At 62.5% G+C, this 18,125-nt stretch carries 17 protein-coding genes; all 17 read left to right on the top strand.

What is annotated here, in order from left to right:
- Positions 1-26 precede the first annotated feature (26 nt).
- The 17 genes from mshL to PG900_RS11165 all read left to right on the top strand — a co-directional run bounded on the left by mshL (position 27) and on the right by PG900_RS11165 (position 18,004).
- Positions 27-1,703 (top strand): pilus (MSHA type) biogenesis protein MshL, encoded by a 1,677-nt coding sequence (gene mshL, locus PG900_RS11245; RefSeq protein WP_252450523.1) that lies wholly within the window; start codon positions 27-29, stop codon positions 1,701-1,703.
- 77 nt (positions 1,704-1,780) lie between these two features.
- Positions 1,781-2,671: an MSHA fimbrial biogenesis protein MshM gene (mshM, locus tag PG900_RS11240; RefSeq protein ID WP_017408807.1), complete on the top strand. Its 891-nt coding sequence runs from the start codon at positions 1,781-1,783 to the stop codon at positions 2,669-2,671.
- Positions 2,668-3,765: an MSHA fimbrial biogenesis protein MshN gene (mshN, locus tag PG900_RS11235; RefSeq protein WP_270801618.1), complete on the top strand. Its 1,098-nt coding sequence runs from the start codon at positions 2,668-2,670 to the stop codon at positions 3,763-3,765. The genes mshM and mshN overlap by 4 nt, the downstream gene beginning before the upstream one ends.
- Positions 3,766-3,797: 32 nt before the next feature.
- Entirely contained in the window at positions 3,798-5,507 is a 1,710-nt protein-coding gene (gene mshE / locus PG900_RS11230) for an MSHA fimbrial ATPase MshE (RefSeq protein WP_011704368.1), read from the top strand.
- Positions 5,508-5,560: 53 nt separating this feature from the next.
- Positions 5,561-6,781 (top strand): MSHA fimbrial biogenesis protein MshG, encoded by a 1,221-nt coding sequence (gene mshG, locus PG900_RS11225; protein ID WP_270801616.1) that lies wholly within the window; start codon positions 5,561-5,563, stop codon positions 6,779-6,781.
- 65 nt (positions 6,782-6,846) lie between these two features.
- Positions 6,847-7,308 carry a hypothetical protein gene (locus PG900_RS11220; RefSeq protein ID WP_270801614.1) on the top strand — a complete coding sequence of 154 codons (462 nt, stop codon included), beginning with the start codon at positions 6,847-6,849 and terminating at the stop codon, positions 7,306-7,308.
- A gap of 77 nt (positions 7,309-7,385) precedes the next feature.
- Positions 7,386-8,057, top strand: coding sequence for an MSHA fimbrial major subunit MshB (mshB, locus tag PG900_RS11215; RefSeq protein WP_270697398.1), 672 nt, complete (start codon positions 7,386-7,388; stop codon positions 8,055-8,057).
- Positions 8,058-8,071: 14 nt separating this feature from the next.
- On the top strand, positions 8,072-8,509 hold the full coding sequence (locus PG900_RS11210) for a prepilin-type N-terminal cleavage/methylation domain-containing protein (protein ID WP_024945635.1): 438 nt from the start codon (positions 8,072-8,074) through the stop codon (positions 8,507-8,509).
- Between the two features lie 47 nt (positions 8,510-8,556).
- The gene (gene mshC / locus PG900_RS11205; RefSeq protein WP_270831475.1) at positions 8,557-9,048 is read left to right on the top strand and encodes an MSHA fimbrial minor subunit MshC; all 492 of its coding nucleotides are present in this window, start codon (positions 8,557-8,559) and stop codon (positions 9,046-9,048) included.
- Positions 9,035-9,604 carry a prepilin-type N-terminal cleavage/methylation domain-containing protein gene (locus PG900_RS11200; RefSeq protein ID WP_223951063.1) on the top strand — a complete coding sequence of 190 codons (570 nt, stop codon included), beginning with the start codon at positions 9,035-9,037 and terminating at the stop codon, positions 9,602-9,604. Before mshC ends, PG900_RS11200 begins: the two co-directional genes overlap by 14 nt.
- Complete coding sequence (locus PG900_RS11195) at positions 9,604-10,476, top strand: PilW family protein (protein ID WP_270831474.1); 873 nt, start codon at positions 9,604-9,606, stop codon at positions 10,474-10,476. The genes PG900_RS11200 and PG900_RS11195 overlap by 1 nt, the downstream gene beginning before the upstream one ends.
- Before the next feature lie 13 nt (positions 10,477-10,489).
- On the top strand, positions 10,490-10,930 hold the full coding sequence (locus tag PG900_RS11190; RefSeq protein WP_270826897.1) for an MSHA biogenesis protein MshP: 441 nt from the start codon (positions 10,490-10,492) through the stop codon (positions 10,928-10,930).
- Positions 10,927-14,688 carry a DUF6701 domain-containing protein gene (locus PG900_RS11185; RefSeq protein ID WP_270831473.1) on the top strand — a complete coding sequence of 1,254 codons (3,762 nt, stop codon included), beginning with the start codon at positions 10,927-10,929 and terminating at the stop codon, positions 14,686-14,688. Before PG900_RS11190 ends, PG900_RS11185 begins: the two co-directional genes overlap by 4 nt.
- A 203-nt stretch (positions 14,689-14,891) precedes the next feature.
- Positions 14,892-15,932: a rod shape-determining protein gene (locus tag PG900_RS11180; protein WP_005308111.1), complete on the top strand. Its 1,041-nt coding sequence runs from the start codon at positions 14,892-14,894 to the stop codon at positions 15,930-15,932.
- 42 nt (positions 15,933-15,974) lie between these two features.
- On the top strand, positions 15,975-16,880 hold the full coding sequence (mreC, locus tag PG900_RS11175) for a rod shape-determining protein MreC (protein ID WP_011704376.1): 906 nt from the start codon (positions 15,975-15,977) through the stop codon (positions 16,878-16,880).
- Positions 16,880-17,365, top strand: a complete 486-nt coding sequence (gene mreD, locus PG900_RS11170; RefSeq protein WP_005308115.1) for a rod shape-determining protein MreD — start codon at positions 16,880-16,882, stop codon at positions 17,363-17,365. Before mreC ends, mreD begins: the two co-directional genes overlap by 1 nt.
- A 51-nt stretch (positions 17,366-17,416) precedes the next feature.
- Positions 17,417-18,004, top strand: a complete 588-nt coding sequence (locus PG900_RS11165) for a Maf family protein (protein ID WP_043160924.1) — start codon at positions 17,417-17,419, stop codon at positions 18,002-18,004.
- Positions 18,005-18,125 lie beyond the last annotated feature (121 nt).

The following is an 18,125-nucleotide window of genomic DNA, read 5'->3' as shown; positions in this document are numbered from 1 at the left end:
ATTGCAAGTCAGGGTGCACTTATTACATGAAAAAACATCATCTCTGCCTGATCTCCGCCGCCGTGCTGACGGCAGGCTGTACTAGCTACCGGCACCCCGAACCCGTGCAGGCCAAGGACGCACTCAGGCATGCCATGACCGAGCAGAACAAGGGCGGGGCGCTGACCAGCGTACCCAAGTCGGTACAGAGCGAACTGCTGCAGCTCAATCGTCCGCCCCAGGCCATCAGCATGCCGGAAGCGCGGCTGCGCATTGCTGCCCACGACGTAGATGCGGTGGAGTTTTTCGGCTCCCTGTTCAAGGGCTCCCGCTACAGCGTGGCGGTGCACCCCGGGGTGGCCGGCCAGATCTCGGTCGAGCTCAAGGACGTGACTCTGACCGAAGTGCTGGCGGTGGTGGGCGACATGTACGGCTTCGACGTGCAGCGCAAGGGCAACGTGTTCCACGTCTATCCGGCCGGGCTGCGCACCGAGACCATCCCGGTCAACTACCTGATGATGTCCCGGCGCGGTCTCTCCCGCACCTCGGTCAGCACCGGCGGGGTGACGGCCAACGACAACAATGGCAACAGCAACAGCTTCGACAATGCCAACAACAGCACCAATAACAACAGCACCAGCAACCGCTCCTCTAACGGCAGCTCGAACAGCGACAGCAACGGCACTCGCATCGAGACCGACACCAGCAGCGACTACTGGACCGATCTGCGCGACACCCTGCAGACCTTAATCGGCAGCGGCGACGGCCGCGCCGTCATCACCAGCCCGCAGGCGGGCCTGGTGACCATCCGGGCCTATCCGAAGGAGCTCAAGGCGGTGCGCGAGTTCCTCAATCAGTCAGAGAGCCACTTGAAGCGTCAGGTGGTGCTGGAGGCGCGGATCTTGGAGGTGGCCCTCAACGAGGGTTACGAGCAGGGTGTGGACTGGAGCGGTCTTTCCGCCAGCTGGGATGGCAACAAGGGCATTACCGGCGGTGGTTCGGCCGCGCCTTCTAAACTGCCCACCACCCCCAACCAGATCTTCAGCGCCCTGGGCGGCGGTGCCGGCTTCAAGATTTCTGACGGCAACTTCAACGTGGCGGTCAACCTGCTCAAGACCCAGGGGGACGTGAATACTCTCTCCAGCCCGCGGGTGACGGCGACCAACAACCAGAAGGCGGTGATCAAGGTGGGGACCGACGAGTATTTCGTCACCAACGCCTCCACCACCATCACCACCAACTCGTCCGGGGTGTCCGACAAGACCCCCAATGTGGAGCTGACCCCCTTCTTCTCCGGTATCGCGCTGGACGTGACGCCGCAGATCGACGAAGAGGGCAAGGTGCTGCTGCATATCCACCCCTCCGTCATCGACACCGAAGAGCAACAGAAGACCATCGACATGGGCACCACAGGCGGCAAGCTGCAACTGCCGCTGGCCAAGAGCTCGATCCGCGAGTCCGATACCGTGGTGCAGGCCAACAATGGCGACATCATCGTCATCGGTGGCCTTATGAAGACCGACAAGCAGGAGATCGTCAGCAAGGTGCCGCTGCTGGGGGACATTCCCTGGGTCGGCGAGGCCTTCACCAACCGTCGCGAAAGCACCAAGAAGGTGGAACTGGTGATCCTGCTCAAGCCGACCGTGGTGGAGAAGGACACCTGGCAGAACGAACTGCAGCGCTCCTCCGAGCTGCTCGACAAATGGTATCCGCCCAAGGGCTGAGTCATGATCCTGGACCGGTTTGACCACGTGCCGGGGGCCATCACGGGCTCCCTGGCAGAGAGGGCAGGGGATTGCCCATGTACCTGAACCACTTTGGTTTGCAGGAGGCGCCCTTCGGCCTCACCCCCAACACCGGTTTCTATTACGGGCTGCCCCCGCACGAGGAGGCGCTGCAGGTGCTCAACTGGGCGCTGGCGCAGGGGGAGGGCTTCATCAAGGTGACCGGCGAGGTCGGCACCGGCAAGACCCTGCTCTGCCGCAAGCTGCTGAGCGAACTGGGCTCCGAGGAGCGGCCGGTGCGTCTGGCCTGGCTGCCCAACCCCCATCTCAACCCGGCCGAGCTGCGTATCGCCCTGGCGCTGGAGCTGGGACTGGCGGTGCGGGATCAGAGCGAGCTGGACCTGACCGATCGCATCCATCGCCACCTGATCGCCTTGCATCAGCAGGGGAGCCGGGTGGTGGTGCTGATCGACGAGGCGCAGGCACTGCCGGACGAGACGCTGGAGGCGATCCGGCTGTTCGGCAACCTGGAGACCGAATCGAGCAAGCTGCTGCAGATCGTGCTGTTCGGCCAGCCGGAGCTGGATGCCAGGCTGGCCAAGCCCCATCTGCGCCAGCTGCGCCAGCGGATCGGCTTCTCCTACTGCCTGCGGCCGCTGCGTTTCGATGAAACCCGGGCCTACCTGGAGCACAGATTGCAGATTTCCGGTTATCGCGGGGCCCCGCTGTTTGGCGGCCGGGCGCTGCGCCTGCTGTGGCGCGCGTCGCGCGGCATTCCGCGACTCATCAACATACTGGCACAGAAGTGCCTGATGCTGGCCTATGGCCAGGGGGCGCGCCAGATCGACAGCCGGCTGGTGCGGCTGGCCGTGCGCGACACCGACGATGCCCGCCGCTTCGTGCCGCGACGCTGGTGGCCACTCGTGCTGCTGCTGGGTTGTGCCCTCGCCTATGGAGTCTGGCAATGAGCGTGATCAATCAGATGCTCAAGGATCTGGAGCAGCGCCAGCAGGGGGGCGAGGGGGCCGTCTATGTGCCACCCGTGCGCCAGCAGGGTTGGTGGATGTTGCTGTTGACCCTGATCTGCGGGCTGGCGCTCGGCATTCTGGGTTGGCGTACCTGGATCTACTGGCAGCAGAGCCAGCGGGTCGTCGAGGCCCGTCAGCTGCAGGCGGCCGGCGAGCTCACACCGGATGCCATCGCCCGCGCGGTTCCCGCAGCGGTGCCGGCCAGTGCAGAACAAGAGCCGGTGGATCAGGTGGTGGCGCTGCCAACCCCGCGCCACCTTGCCGCCCCGCCTGCCGCCGAGCCGCAGCAGGCGCAGGAGCGCGCAGCCGATGACGCCGACGTGGCCGTCATCGATGAGGAGGGGCCGAGCGACGAGGAGCTGCAACCTGACCTCTATGCCGAGCTCGCGGCGGAGCAGGAGGCCCCCGCGGCCGCGCCGCGCAAGCCTGGCGTGCTCAAGATAGAGACGGTCAACCTCTCCGAGGCCGAACTGGCCACCCTGGCCGAGCGCAAGGCCACCACCGCCATGGCCAAGGGGCAGCTGCGCGATGCCCAGGACAACTACTATCAGGTGCTGGCCCACGACCCGCGCAATCAGGGGGCGCGCGAACAGCTGGCGGGCCTGCTGTACGGCGAGGGTCGGCTGAGCGAGGCGAGCCAGTTGCTGGAAGAGGGGCTCAGATTCGATCCCGAACAGGCCGATTTCCGGCTGCTGCTGGCGCGGCTCGCCATCAGCGGCGGCGATCAGCTCAAGGCGCTCGGCTGGCTGAGCGGCCATCGACCGGATCTGGCCAGCAATCTGGATTATTACGCCACCTGGGCCGGGCTCAGCCAGGAGCTGGGTCAGCATGCCGAGGCGGCGGATCTTTACGTGAAATTATTGCGCCAGCAGCCGGATCAGGGCCGCTGGTGGCTCGGACTCGGCGTGGCCGAAGATGGCCAGGGCCACAGCCAGCGGGCGCTGGATGCCTATCGCAATGCCCAGTTGCACGGCAATCTGGGCGAGGCTTCGACCAGCTGGCTCGAACAGCGGATTGCCCAGCTTGCCCCCTGACGGGCGGCCGGGATCACTTTTTTGGAGTTTGCATGGCACAACCCAGACTGAAAATGCGCCTCGGCGACCTGCTGGTACAAGAGCAGATCATCTCGGATGATCAGCTGCAGCTTGCCCTGCAGCAGCAGCGTCAGACCGGTCGCAAGCTGGGCACCACCCTGATCGATCTCGGCTTCATCAGCGAGGTGCAACTGCTGCAGTTCCTCGCCCGTCAGCTGGATGTGCCCTTCTTCGATCTCAACAACCTCACCATAGATGCGTCGGCGGTGCCGCTGCTGCCGGAAGTGCAGGCGCGCCGCTATCGCGCGCTGGCGGTCAACCTCACCGACAACAAGGTGACGGTGGCCATGTCGGATCCGGCCGATTTGAGCGCCCTCGATGCCATCGCGGCGCTGCTGCGCCCGCGGGAGATGGGGCTGGCGGTGGCGCGGGAAGGCCAGTTGCTGGAGTATTTCGACCGCCTCTATCGCCGCACCCGCGAGATCGAGAGCTTCGCCGAACAGCTGCACGAGGAGTATCAGGACGCTGGCTTCGAGCTGGGCTCCAGCAATCTGGGGGCCGGTGACGAGGGGGAGGCGACGGTGGCCAAGCTGCTGCGCTCCCTGTTCGAGGATGCGGTGCAGGTGGGGGCTTCCGATATTCACATCGAGCCGGACGAGAAAGTGCTGCGCATTCGCCAGCGTATCGACGGCATCCTGCACGAGAACATCCTGAGCGAGGTGCGTATCGCCCAGGCGCTGGTACTGCGTCTCAAGCTGGTGGCCGGCCTCGATATCTCCGAGAAGCGTCTGCCGCAGGATGGCCGCTTCAACATGAAGGTGCGCGGCCGCGACGTGGATGTGCGGATGTCGACGATGCCGGTGCAGTACGGCGAATCCGTGGTGATGCGGCTGCTGGACCAATCCTCCGGCATTCTGTCGCTGACCGAGACCGGCATGCCGCCGGAGATCCTGACCCGCTTCCGGCGCCAGCTCAAGCGGCCCCACGGCATGATCCTGGTGACGGGCCCGACCGGCAGCGGCAAGACCACCACCCTCTATGGCGCCCTCTCCGAGCTCAACCAGGCCAGCCAGAAGATCATCACGGTGGAAGATCCGGTGGAATACCGGCTGCCCAGGGTCAATCAGGTACAGGTCAATCCCAAGATCGGGCTCACCTTCTCCCATGTGCTGCGCTCCACCCTGCGTCAGGACCCCGACATCCTGCTGGTGGGCGAGATGCGGGACAACGAAACGGTGGAGATCGGCCTACGCGGCGCCATCACAGGTCACTTGGTGCTGACCACGCTGCACACCAACGATGCGGTCACCAGCGCCCTGCGCCTCATTGACATGGGGGCTCCCGGCTATCTGGTGGCGAGCGCGCTGCGGGCGGTGGTAGCCCAGCGGCTGGTGCGGCGGGTGTGCGAGCACTGTGTCGAGGAAAAGGCGCCGGATGAAGGCCAGGCCACCTGGCTGACCGTGCTCTCCGGCGAAGCACCGGGCCAGCACGTCTATCACAAGGGGCGCGGCTGCCAGAGCTGCAACTTCACCGGTTATGCCGGCCGGATCGGGGTGTACGAGCTGCTGGAGCTGGATCAGCCCATGATGGACTCCCTGCGCCGCAACGACGCCGAAGGGTTCGCCAAGGCGGCCCGCCAGCACCCGCACTACCGGCCGCTGGCGCTGACCGCACTCGATTACGCCCGCCAGGGGATCACCTCGGTGGATGAGGTGCTGCGGCTGGCTGAGGACCTGGGGTAAGTGATGACCAACTTCATCGGCAATGAACGCGGCCGGCTGGCGCGAGGCACCCCATGAGCAGCTTCGCCTACAAGGGGCGCGACAGCCAGGGCAATGCCGTCAGCGGGGTGGTGGACGCGGCCACCGAGATGGCCGCGGCCGAGCAGCTGATGCGCCGCGGCGTGATGCCGACCGAGTTGAAGCCCGGCAAGGCGAAGGCGGCCGCCCTCGACTGGTCGCTCTTGCTGGAGCGGGGCGTGCGGCTGGACGAGCTGGTGGTGTTCAGCCGCCAGATGTATGCCCTGACCCGGGCCGGCATCCCCATCCTGCGCGCCATCGCCGGGCTGGAGGAGAGCGCCCACAGCAAGCCGCTCAAGCGGGCGCTGCACGCGCTGGGAGAGGATCTGGGCAACGGTCGGCCGCTGTCGAGCTCGATGCAGGCCCACCCCAGGGTGTTCAGCAGCCTGTTTGTGGCCATCATCCACGTGGGGGAGAACACGGGTCAGCTGGAAGAGGCGTTCTTGCAGCTTGCCAACTATTTCGAGCTGGAGCTGGAAACCCGCAAGCGGATCAAGACCGCCATGCGCTACCCCAGCTTCGTGCTGATTGCCATCGGCATCGCCATGGTGATCCTCAACATCATGGTGATCCCGGTCTTTGCCGGCATGTTCGCCAAATTTGGCGTCGAGCTGCCGCTGGCGACCCGGATCCTGCTCGCCACCTCCCACTTCTTCGTGCACTACTGGTGGGTGATGCTCGGCGTGTTGCTGGCCATGGTGTTTGGCTGGCGGCGTTGGGTGAACACGGTCAAGGGCAAGCTGACCTGGCACAGATGGCAGCTCAAGTTGCCTATCGTCGGCACCATCATAGAGCGCTCCCTGCTGGCACGTTTCGCCCGCAGCTTCTCCATGATGCTCAAGGCCGGGGTGCCGCTCAACACTGCGCTGAGCCTGGTGGCCGATGCGGTGGACAACGCCTGGATGGCGGGCCGGATCCGCGACATGCGGGCCGGCATCGAGCGGGGCGAGAGCCTGCTGCGCACCGCCGGCAGCAGCGGCCTGTTCACCCCGCTGGTGATGCAGATGATCGCGGTGGGGGAAGAGACCGGCCAGGTCGATGATCTGCTGCACGAGGCGGCCGAGTATTACGAGCGGGAGGTGGACTATGACCTCAAGAGCCTCACCGCCCGGATCGAGCCGATCCTGATCGGGATCGTGGCGGTCATGGTATTGATCCTGGCGCTGGGTATCTTTACGCCGATGTGGGACATGATGCGTGCGGTGCGTGGCAAATAACCGGTCAACGAGGCGGAATATGATACGGGCGGTGTGGATAAGCGGCAGAGTGTGGAGCGAGATGGGTGAGTCGACAGTCACAACAGGATGAGCACTGGCTGGGGAGCTATCGGCGGCTGGCCGTGGGGATCCTGTTGCTGATCATGGTGGCGACCCTGGCCCGAAGCTATCTTGTCCACCGGGAGGAGGCGCTGGCCGTCAGCCTGACCCTGCTGGGGGAGCAATTTGCCGAGCGCGCACAAAGGTTGCATGGGCTCTGGCTCGATCAGCGGCGTCCCGCCGTGCTTCATGCCGATGGAATGGCCTGGCAGTTTGATGAGCGGGGCTGGCCACTGGGTGCCGGCACAGTGATGACGCCGTCGGAAAACTGCCGCTGGCTGTGGGAGCAACTCATCGGTACCGCAGCGTCGACCCAGCCGCCGGTGCAGGCCTTGGCGAGCCTGGATGGTGAAGGGTGCCAGTTCGGCTGGGAGAATAATTGGCTGATTTATCAATTTTCTGACGGCAGAGTGCACCAAAAGCCCTGAATGAGGCTTGTTTTGCGATTCAGCTAAATGATTTTTTTATATCTGCATGAAATAATGTGGGTTATTACGGAGGGTCCATGACAACAACGCGACTGGTACCAAGATATTCCGGTGTGGCGAGTCCCCATCGGGCGGAGGGTTTCTCGTTGATCGAGCTGGTGATCGTCATCGTCATCCTGGGGATCCTGGCGGTCACCGCCTTGCCCCGTTTTCTCGATGTCACGGACGAAGCCAAGAAAGCCAGCGTGGAGGGGGTTTCCGGCGGGTTTGCCACCGGCGTGTCGCTGGTGCGGGCTCAATGGGAGGCCGAAGGGCGCGCCAAGCAGGACAGCCTCAACACCGTGCTCTATGACGGTTCACGCTTTTATCTGACCACGCCGACCGACACCCAGGTCAGCAACGGCGAGCTGTCGCCCGGCTATCCCATGGATACCTCGGCCGGTGGCGGTATCGACGTGGATCCGGCCAACCTGACGGCCCCGCGCTGTCTCAAGATTTGGGAGGGTCTGCTGCAGAATCCACCCAAGGCTACCGCCAGCTTCAGCGAGGTGCGTGGTAGCGGCAATGACCTGAAATACTATGTCAGTGTGACCAATAACGGCCTGGACTCGGTCTGCCGCTACTATCTGGTCAATAGTTTGAGTAAGGGTAGTGATGGCAAGTATCAGGATCCGCAAGGTAGTACTGATGCATTCATGAGTTTCAGTTACCGTCCGGCTTCCGGTCAGGTGACCACCAATATCAATTGACAGAGGAAAGTAATATGAAAAAACAGGCGGGTTTTACCCTGATCGAACTGGTCATCGTGATCATCATTCTGGGTATCCTGGCAGTGACCGCTGCTCCCAAGTTCCTGAATCTGCAGGATGATGCCAAGAAGTCCGCCGCTCAGGGCGTACAGGCCGCAGTCAGCAGCTCAGCTCAGCTGGTTTACAGCAAGTCAGCACTGGAAGGTAAAGAGCGTGCTAGTAGCGCAGTGGTTACTGGTTCTGACGGTACAGAGATTAAAACTGTCTATGGTTATCCGGAAGCAACCGATGATGGGATTAAGAATGCAGTCACTATCGACGGTTCTTGGAGTGGTAAAGCGTCTGCTAATAACTCCTATGTCTTCTCGACCAGTAGTTCCAAATGTACTGTGAATTACACTGCTGCATCCGAAACTTCCGCCGCAGCGACAACTTTGAACGGTTGTGATTGATAGATATCAGGCGAGGCCAAGTGCCTCGCCTTTTATAAGAGATTTCAATGCGCAGAGGCTTCACTCTGATTGAACTGGTTATCGTGATCCTGTTGCTGGGGATTCTGGCCGCCTTTGCCGTGCCCAAATTGCTGGGCAAAGGCGGCTTTGAAACCCAAACCCTTCGCGATGAGCTGCTGACCAGGCTGCGGCTGGTGCAGACCATCAACATGCATGAACCTGCCGACCGCTGTACCCAGTTGGTGGTGGAGGCTTCCCGTTTTGCCCATATCACGCTGGCGGTTGCCGGTGCGGCATGCCCGGCTCCCGGCCCCATGACCGGCTGGAGCGACAATCAGCACACCCGTGGCCGCCTTGTGACCCCTTCCGCCGGTATGGCGGTCTCCCTCAATAACGCCAGCAGTTTCGTGATCCGTTTTGATCAGATGGGCAGGCCGCTCGGCAGCTGTGCCACGGGTTGTACCCTGCTGGTGAGCGATGGCCGCGAAACCGGCCGTATCAAGATAGAGTCCGAGGGCTATATCCATGAGAGCCTCTGAACGCGGTTTTACCCTGATTGAGCTGATCGTCGGCATAGTGCTGCTGGCGGTGGCACTGACCGGCATCCTCGGCCTGTTGATCAACCAGGCTCCCCAGGCGGTGGATCCGGTGCAGCAGGTGCGGGCCGCCCAGCTGGCCCAGCGGATTTTGAACGAAGTGCTGCAAAAATCCTTCGATGAACACTCGGATCACAATGGCGGCCGTTTTCGCTGCGGCGAGACCGTAGGCACGCCTCCCGTGATCTATCCCGCCTGCACCCCCGGCGCCGATTACGGTCCGGATGGCGGTGAGACCCGCCCCTACGCCTTCAGCGACGTGGATGATTTCGATACCGCAGGCAACTGGGTGGACGCCAACCAGTTTACCCAGACGAATGCCGAGGGCGTCAGCGACCAGGAGTATCGCCACTATCAGGTCAGGATCGCCGTCACCCCGGATACCCTGTTCGGCAGCCCAGGCCTGGGAGCCGAATCCATCGGCAAGCGCGTCGCCCTGACCGTGCGGCTGCCGGATGGGGGCGAGCTGGCCTTTGCCCTCTATCGGGGGAACTACTGATGGACAAGCCGCATTCCCGTTATGCCGCGTCCGATGACGCAGCTGTTACCACAACCCGTTACCGCGTCCGATTAGGCTTCGCTAATCGAACCTGCGCCCAACCTGGGCGAGGGCGGGGCTTCACCCTGGTCGAGCTGGTGATGGTGATCCTGCTGCTCGGGGTCATGGCCACCTTCTCCAGCCAGTTTATCGGTATAGGCACCCAGATTTACGGGGATGCCAGCCGCCGGGAGCAGCTGATGAGCGATGCCCGCTTCGCCCTGGAGCGGCTCAACCGCGAGGTGCGGGACGCCGTGCCGGGTTCGGTGCGCATCGAGGATGAAACGGGCAATCCTCTGGATCAGGGGATCTGTCTGCGCTTTTGGCCGATTGCCACCACCAGCCGTTATCTGGGCTCCGCGGCCAGCGCCGGGCTCACCATAGTGGTGCCGGACGAGCGGCCACGGGATAAGGACCTGGCCATCGTCTATCCCCTTGCCGATCCGGCTCTCACCCTGGACGAGGGCTGTCTTCATGGCAAGTGCATGGCCAGGGTTATTTCGGTGGGGAACCCGGTCTCGGGAGCCTTGCCGCTGACGGTGGATGGCTCCTTCGCCAGGGAGTCACCGGGGCAGCGAATCTATTTTTCCCGTCAGCAGGTGCGTTACTGCGTGACGAATGCCGTCCTGACCCGGGCCAGCGCCGCCATAGGCACTGACTTCCACGGGATCACACCGGCACTGATGGCCGAGCATATCCGCCCTGCGCCCTATTACTTCTACCTTGAGCCTGCCGCCTTCAGCCAGAGCGAGGTGGGGCTGCGGCTGGAGCTTGAGCAGCGCGGCGAGCGCGTCCTCTTCAACCACAAGCTGGAGACGCTCAATGTACCCTAGGCCACCCCGCACAATGGCGCCCCAGCGTGGCAGCGCCATCATGGTCGCCCTCTTCGTCATCGTCATCATGGCCCTGCTGGCGGCTGCCATGGGTCGCTTCCTAGTGGACAGCGGCGATAAGCACACGGTGGAGGTGCGCGGCGTGCGTGCCCTGATGGCGGCTCAAAGCGGGCTCGAAGTTGCACTGTACCGGCTCTATCCCAATGGGGAGTGGCAGGGGCAAGCCAGCCGGTGCGCGCCCATCGAGCTCGACTTCACCGAGCCCGGACTTGCCGAGTGTCAGGCCAGCATCACCTGCAACAAGGTGGCGGTGAGTGCGGCCGGCGGGACCCAGACAGGCTACAGATTCCGCAGCGAAGGGCGCTGTGGCAGCCCGAGTCAGAGCGGCGCCAACCCGGACTTTGCCGTCAGCCGCACCTTGGTGGCGGAAGCCTTTGACGGAGTGAATCCATGAGACTTTGGTTGCTGGTCTTAACAATGCTCTCTGGCATGGCTCATGGGTTTGAAACTGTCGACACTGACACCTATTTCCCGGCTGTGGTTCAGGGTCACCGCGGTAATAACAACGCGGTCTGTACTGGTCAGGATGCTGCCAAGCTGACCCAGAACAACCAGGCGAAAATAACGGGCACAGCAGGTGCTGCATTGAATTTCTGCGACTCGAATCAGGGTTCCGGCATGCCATTGGATGGTTGTGATAACGTCAATGGTTCTCGCCGGCTTTGCTCCATCAGCGGCAGCTCCATCCGAGGGATGTCTACGTCGGGCGCTAACAGCTTCCTGAGTAGTTCCGGCGGCGATGGTAGCCTAGGGTACTGTAACGCGGGACAACAGTTGACCATGGGTAGCGCCAGCCAATATCAGTTCGGTGCGATCAGTCTCTACAGCGCTTGTACCCTGACATTCTCCTCTGCCCGCAATGAATATCGGATTGAGAGCCTTGCCATAGGGGGAGGGGCCAAGGTCATTCTGCCCGCCGGGGACTACTGGATTGGCAGCTTGACTATCAACCAGGGAGGGGTGATCGAAACACAGGGCGCCGTGCGCATTTTTGTAAATGAGCAAGCCGCTTTGAACGATGGACGTCTCAATCCGGACAACCTAGGGTCAGTGTTGTTGTTTGGTTATGCAGATATCAATTTGAATGGGAGTAGTCTTATCAATGGATTGGTGTATTCGGATAAGACTCTGAACATGAATGGCTCCAGTATCATCAAGGGCAGAACAACCAGCCGATCCCTGTTCATGACTGGCTCCACAGCGATCAATGACAAGGCCCCTCCCGTACCGCTCGCCTGCTTCAGCGACGACTTCTCCGCTAGCTCCCTCAGCAACAACTGGGTGGTGGCCCGCAGCAGTGGCAACTTTACCCCCGCCATCGTCAATGGTCGTCTGGGGATGACTCAGGCCAGCACCAAACAATCCACCTCGGCCACCTATCAGCGTCTCTTCCCCGCCGCCAACAACCTGGTAACCATCGAATTCGACCAGTATGCCCACAGCGGCAACGGGGCGGACGGCATGGCGGTGGTGCTCTCCGACGCCAGGGTGACCCCCCAGCCCGGCGCCTTCGGTGGGCCCCTCGGCTATGGCTTCAAGACCGGGGTCAACGGCTTTGCCGGCGGCTGGCTCGGGGTGGGGATCGACGAGTACGGCAACTTCTCCGGCGAAGGGGGAACGATCAACAAGGGGCGGCGCCAGCAGTCCGTGGCGGTGCGCGGCTCGGGCTCCGGCACCAACGGCTACAACTACCTCAAGGGCACTTGCAACGATGGCAGCAGCAACACCACGGGCAACTGCCTCTCGCCGACCGTGGACAGTGGCTCGGACAGCAATCGCCCCCATCGCTATCGCCTGACCATAGATTCGCGCATCAGCGGCCAGTCCCTGGTCAAGGTGGAGCGCAACACCGGCAGTGGCTACAGCACCCTGATCGACAGCTTCAATGCCGCCGCCCAGAGCGGCCAGGTGGCGATCCCGGAGAACCTCCTGCTGTCGCTGACGGGGTCCACCGGTGATCTCACCAATGCCCACCAGATCGACAACGTCCAGATCTGTGCCCTCAACTCCAGCCCGGTGGGCACTCAGATCGATCACTTCGAGTTCGATCACAGCGGCAATGCCCTGACCTGCACCCCGGAGACCCTCACCATCCGCGCCTGTGCCAACGCCAGTTGCAGCACACTGGTCACGGGCCCGGTAAGCGCCGTCCTGACCCCCCTCAAGAGTGGCAGCAACGGTTGGGTAGCCGGCAGCCAGGTGAGCTACAGCGGCAACACCGCTACCGTGACCTTCAGCGGCGGCACCACCAAATTGCAGCTTCGCAACAATCTGGCGAGCGCCATGACGGTGGGGGTGAGTGGCTCGACGCCTTCCACCAAACCCCTGAGCACCACCCTGTGCCGCGCCGGCAGCGGCGCCCTGAGCGCCGCCGCCTGTACCTTGAGCTTTGCCGACAGCGGCTTCGTGTTCGATGTGCTGGATACCCTGGCCAACAGGCCACAACAGGTGGTGATGAAGGCGGTCAAGAAAGACGACGCCAGCCAGCAGTGCGTGCCGAGTTTTGCCAGCGTAAGCAAACCCGTCAGCTTCTGGAGCGACTATGTCAGCCCGGCGAGCAACGCCTTCGGCAGCAAGGTGACCGTCAATGGCAGTGTAATCGCCACCTCGCAAGGGGCGGCCACCACCAGCAACCTGAGCTTCGATACCAATGGTGAGACCACTTTTACCGTGAATTACCCGGATGCGGGCCAGATGCGGCTCAATGCCCGCCATGATGGCAGCGGCGACAGCGCGGGTCTGGTGATGACGGGGTCGGATCTGTTCGTCAGCCGTCCGGTCGGGCTTTGCATCACGCCTGCCCAAGGGGCCTGTGCGGCAGGGGATGCCAGTTGTCCGGTGTTCAAGAAGACCGGTGAGGCGTTCCAGCTGAATATCAAAGGGGTGGCCTGGCAAGCGGACGATGACAAAGACTTGTGCAGCGGCAATCTGGCAACCCCCAACTTCGTGCTGGCCAATATTGCGCTGGGCAGCGAGCTAGTGGCACCCAAACCCGGTGTCGAGGCAGTTGTCAGCACGGCTAGTTATGACCACTCCAACGCGAAAGGCAGCAACAACCTCAACTCCGTCGGCCAATCGGTCAACGAGGTCGGGGTGTTCCGGATGACGGCGACTCCACCGGTGGCAACGCCGCCAGAGGGAAGCACTGTCTCTACGGGCTATTTCGGCTACACCATCCCCCCCGCCAGCAGCGTGCCGGTGGGGCGCTTTATTCCGGTGGACTTCAACTTGGTGAGTGGCGACATAGTGCCTGCTTGCGGTGAATTCTCCTATATGGGTCAACCCTTCCTGGCAGAGTTATACATCGAGGCCCGCAACCAGTTTGGCGAAGTCACCCGGAACTATCGGTGGGCGTTTGCCAAGGGGGATGCCTATCTGACGACGGCCAACAACAGAGACGGGGAGTCGCTCTCCGCCCGGCTGCGCAGTCTGGGGTCGTTGCCCTGGGTGGAGGGGGAGGCCGACTTCAACGGGCCGACCGAGTTTGTGCGCCGTTCCGACAGCCAGCCAGATGGCCCCTACCGTACCCTGTTGTTTGGTCTTTATATGAAAGACAACGATGGTGAGCAGACCCTGATCGCCAATCCTGACTTCAGCGACGGGCAGCCTGGGTCATGCAGTGGCGCCGGTTGCAATGCTAGGCTGATCGATGAAGCGCCCATGGCGGCGTACTTCGGCCGAGTACAGGCAGGTACCCGTCAAGGGGTGGCCACGGCCGGGCTGGCGGTGCCGCTGCAACTGCAATATCACGAGGTGGGCGCCTGGCATGCCATGAGTGCGGATCAATGTACCCGGCTCTCCTTGCAAGAGGGGGGCATCGAGTTCACCGATGGCAGCCAGAGTTTCGATGAGGGAAGCGGCGATCTGGTTCTGGATGGCAACACCCGGATCCGGCTTGGTCTTGGTCAGGTCGCCCCCGGCGCCATGATGGAGAGCGCGAAGGATGGGGTCATCTCTATGCAGTTCGCTGCCCCGGACAGGGCGGTGCGCATTCCGTTCCGGATCGATCTGAGCAAGCAACCTGATTCAGAACTGCAATCTGGACGGCGACCGCTCTGGCTTTCGGACCCTGACAGTCTGGATGGCATGGCCATTTTCGGCTCCAGCCGGGGTAATGACAGAATTATTTATCGGCGCGAAGTGATGCACTGAGCGGGGAGTTGGGGCGGATCTGTCAACTTCGCCCCCTATCCCCTTGTTTATTAGCGTTTGTCGGCTTGTGCGGGTGAGTGATGACTCGCATTTTTGTCGCGCCTGATGGGTTGGCGACAGTTTGAGCGCTTGCCGATTGGGGTGGGCATTGGTAAAGTTAGCCGGTTTTCTGCACCTCCAAATTCTTAGGATTTCCCGTAGCCATGTTCAAAAAGCTCAGAGGCGTCTTTTCCAACGATCTGTCGATCGATTTGGGAACTGCCAACACCCTGATCTATGTAAAAGATCAAGGGATCGTCCTTAACGAACCCTCAGTTGTCGCCATTCGCCAAGAGCGCGGGAACGCCAAATCGGTCGCTGCCGTCGGTCATGCCGCCAAGCAGATGCTGGGTCGTACCCCTGGTAACATCTCCGCCATTCGCCCGATGAAAGACGGCGTGATCGCCGATTTCTACGTGACCGAGAAGATGCTGCAGCACTTCATCAAGCAGGTTCACGACAACAACTATTTCCGCCCCAGCCCGCGCGTGCTGGTGTGCGTGCCGTGTGGCTCCACCCAGGTGGAACGCCGCGCCATCAAGGAATCCGCTCTGGGTGCCGGTGCCCGCGAGGTCTACCTGATCGATGAACCCATGGCTGCCGCCATCGGTGCCGGACTGCCGGTCTCCGAAGCGACCGGTTCCATGGTGGTCGATATCGGTGGTGGTACTACCGAAGTGGCCATCATCTCCCTGAACGGTGTGGTTTACTCCCAGTCCGTCCGTATCGGCGGCGACAAGTTCGACGAAGCCATCATCAGCTACGTGCGCCGCAACTACGGCAGCCTGATCGGGGAAGCCACCGCCGAGCGCATCAAGCACGAGATCGGCTCCGCCTATCCGGGCGAAGAGGTGCGCGAGATCGAAGTACGTGGTCGCAACCTGGCTGAAGGTGTGCCGCGCAGCTTCACCCTCAACTCCAACGAGATCCTGGAAGCGCTGCAAGAGCCGCTGTCCGGCATCGTCTCTGCCGTGATGGTAGCGCTGGAGCAGTCTCCGCCCGAGCTGGCCTCCGACATCTCCGAGCGCGGCATGGTGCTGACCGGTGGCGGTGCCCTGCTGAAAGATATCGACCGTCTGCTGATGGAAGAGACCGGTATCCCGGTGGTGGTTGCCGAAGATCCGCTGACTTGCGTGGCCCGTGGTGGCGGCAAGGCACTGGAGCTGATCGATATGCACGGTGGCGATCTGTTCCACTACGAATAAGACCCAAAGCCGGCCAGCGTGCCGGCTCTTTTTTGACGACCCATGAAACCCATTTTTGGTAGAGGCCCTTCGCTTCAGTTACGGTTGTTTCTCGCCGTCATCATCTCCATTGCTGCCATCGTAGCGGACTCCCGCTTCGGTGTGTTCAGCCACGTCCGCGTCTACCTCAGTTCGCTCGTCAGCCCGCTGCAATACATGGCCAATGCGCCGGGGATCATGCTCGATACCATGTCGACCCAGGTGCAGACCCGGGCCGGCCTCATCGAGCAGACCAAGCAGCAGGAACAACAGCTGTTCACCCTGCGCTCGCGCCTGCTCAAGATGGATCATCTGGAGCACGAGAACCAGCGCCTGCGCGAGCTGCTGGGTTCGCCGGTGCACAAGGAGTCCCGCAAGATGGTGGCCGAGCTGCTGTCGGTGGATTCCGACCCCTTCAGCCATCAGGTGCTGATCAACAAGGGGGCGCTGGACGGTGTCTACAACGGCCAGCCGGTGATCAACGATCAGGGGGTGATCGGTCAGGTGCTGCACGTGGGTTCCACCACCAGCCGCGTCCTGCTGATCACCGACTCCAGCCACGGCATCCCGGTGCGGGTGCTGCGCAATGACTTGCGCGCCATTGCCTCCGGCAGCGGCGAGCTCGACAAGCTGGAGCTGCGCAACCTGCCGCGCAACACCGACGTCCAGGTCGGCGATCTGCTGGTCACCTCGGGCCTTGGCGGCCGCTTCCCGGAAGGTTATCCGGTGGCGACCGTGACCCGCTCCGACTATGTGGAGGGCAAGCCCTTCGCCCAGGTCGAGGCCAAGCCGCTGGTGGCGCTGGACCGCTTGCGCTATCTGCTGCTGCTGTGGACCGACAAGAAACCGGAAGTGCATGACGATGAAGAGGCGCCGACCCCTGCGGCAGCCCCGGCTGCGGCGCCTTCGGCTGCGGGAGCGACGCGCTGATGTTGCAACCCGCCAGCGGCAGGATCTGGATCTGGATCTCGATCCTGCTGGCCCTTAGTCTGTCGATCCTGCCGCTTCCTTTCCAACTCGAACCCTTCCGGCCGGACTGGCTCGCCATGGTGCTCATCTACTGGGCGCTGGCGCTGCCACACCGGACCAACGTCGGCACCGCCTGGGTGGCGGGCCTGCTGCTGGACGTGCTGCTCGGCAGCACTCTCGGCGTGCGGGCCATGGCGATGGCCATCACCACCTACCTGGCGGCGTTCCAGTTCCAGAAGATCCGCAACTTCTCCCTCTGGCAACAGGCGCTGATCATCGGCTGCCTCTCGCTGGTGGGCAAGGTGACCATCTTCTGGGCCGAGCACCTGTTCAGCCGCGCCAGCCTCAATTTCGCCTACTTTTGGTCGACCCTGAGCACGATGCTAATATGGCCCTGGGTTTTCCTGGTCTTGCGCAAGGTGCGCCGGCGCTTCAATATCAAGTGAATATGAGTAAAAACAACTCATTGTAACCGTACCCTGGCTCGCGAAGTGATTATGAACAAGCACAACGAACTGCAACTCTATCTCGCCTCGGGCTCGCCCCGCCGTCACGAACTGTTGACCCAGCTGGGCTACCGCTTCGAGGTACTCAGGCTGGATGTGCCGGAACAGCGGGAAGAGGGCGAGAAGCCCCAGGACTATGTCTGCCGGCTGGCCCGCGACAAGGCAACGGCCGGCGTGGCCGCCGCGCCCACGGCGCTGCCGGTGCTGGGTGCCGACACCATAGTGGTGCTGGGTGACCGGGTGCTGGAGAAGCCGTCCGATCTGCTCGACGCTAAGGACATGCTGGAGGCGCTCTCCGGCAAGGTGCATCAGGTGATGACGGCGGTGGCGCTGGCCACCCCGGAGCGCTGCGACGTGCGGCTGGTCACCACCAACGTGGCGTTTCGCAAGCTGGACGAGGCCGAGATCGAGGCTTACTGGCGCACGGGTGAGCCCTGTGACAAGGCCGGTGCCTATGCGATTCAAGGGATTGCCGGCAAGTTCGTCAGCCGCATCGAGGGGAGCTACAGCGCCGTGGTCGGCCTGCCCCTGCTGGAAACAGACCTGCTGATCAAGCATCATCTGGAACAGTCCCGGTAATCCAACCGCTGCCTTGTTGCGCAGGGCCGGTTCCGCGAACCGCTCGCAACAGGGCGATCAGAATTTGAAGCCATCACAGGCAAGGCATAGGTCGGTGACATGCACCGGCTGTTTCTTACTG

The sequence above is a fragment of the Aeromonas sp. QDB03 genome (genome assembly GCF_027707985.1).
Lineage (GTDB): Bacteria > Pseudomonadota > Gammaproteobacteria > Enterobacterales > Aeromonadaceae > Aeromonas > Aeromonas hydrophila.
This window is presented reverse-complemented; position numbering and strand designations above follow the sequence as displayed.

Bases quoted from the DNA above. Each gene is read 5' to 3' on its own strand.
- mshC (WP_270831475.1), top strand. From the start codon at position 8,557: ATGCGCAGAGGCTTCACTCTGATTGAACTGGTTATCGTGATCCTGTTG.
- PG900_RS11180 (WP_005308111.1), top strand. From the start codon at position 14,892: ATGTTCAAAAAGCTCAGAGGCGTCTTTTCCAACGATCTGTCGATCGAT.
- mshN (WP_270801618.1), top strand. From the start codon at position 2,668: ATGAGCGTGATCAATCAGATGCTCAAGGATCTGGAGCAGCGCCAGCAG.
- PG900_RS11165 (WP_043160924.1), top strand. From the start codon at position 17,417: ATGAACAAGCACAACGAACTGCAACTCTATCTCGCCTCGGGCTCGCCC.
- mshG (WP_270801616.1), top strand. From the start codon at position 5,561: ATGAGCAGCTTCGCCTACAAGGGGCGCGACAGCCAGGGCAATGCCGTC.
- mreC (WP_011704376.1), top strand. From the start codon at position 15,975: ATGAAACCCATTTTTGGTAGAGGCCCTTCGCTTCAGTTACGGTTGTTT.
- PG900_RS11195 (WP_270831474.1), top strand. From the start codon at position 9,604: ATGGACAAGCCGCATTCCCGTTATGCCGCGTCCGATGACGCAGCTGTT.
- mreD (WP_005308115.1), top strand. From the start codon at position 16,880: ATGTTGCAACCCGCCAGCGGCAGGATCTGGATCTGGATCTCGATCCTG.
- mshB (WP_270697398.1), top strand. From the start codon at position 7,386: ATGACAACAACGCGACTGGTACCAAGATATTCCGGTGTGGCGAGTCCC.
- mshM (WP_017408807.1), top strand. From the start codon at position 1,781: ATGTACCTGAACCACTTTGGTTTGCAGGAGGCGCCCTTCGGCCTCACC.
- PG900_RS11185 (WP_270831473.1), top strand. From the start codon at position 10,927: ATGAGACTTTGGTTGCTGGTCTTAACAATGCTCTCTGGCATGGCTCAT.
- mshE (WP_011704368.1), top strand. From the start codon at position 3,798: ATGGCACAACCCAGACTGAAAATGCGCCTCGGCGACCTGCTGGTACAA.
- PG900_RS11190 (WP_270826897.1), top strand. From the start codon at position 10,490: ATGGCGCCCCAGCGTGGCAGCGCCATCATGGTCGCCCTCTTCGTCATC.
- mshL (WP_252450523.1), top strand. From the start codon at position 27: ATGAAAAAACATCATCTCTGCCTGATCTCCGCCGCCGTGCTGACGGCA.
- PG900_RS11200 (WP_223951063.1), top strand. From the start codon at position 9,035: ATGAGAGCCTCTGAACGCGGTTTTACCCTGATTGAGCTGATCGTCGGC.
- PG900_RS11210 (WP_024945635.1), top strand. From the start codon at position 8,072: ATGAAAAAACAGGCGGGTTTTACCCTGATCGAACTGGTCATCGTGATC.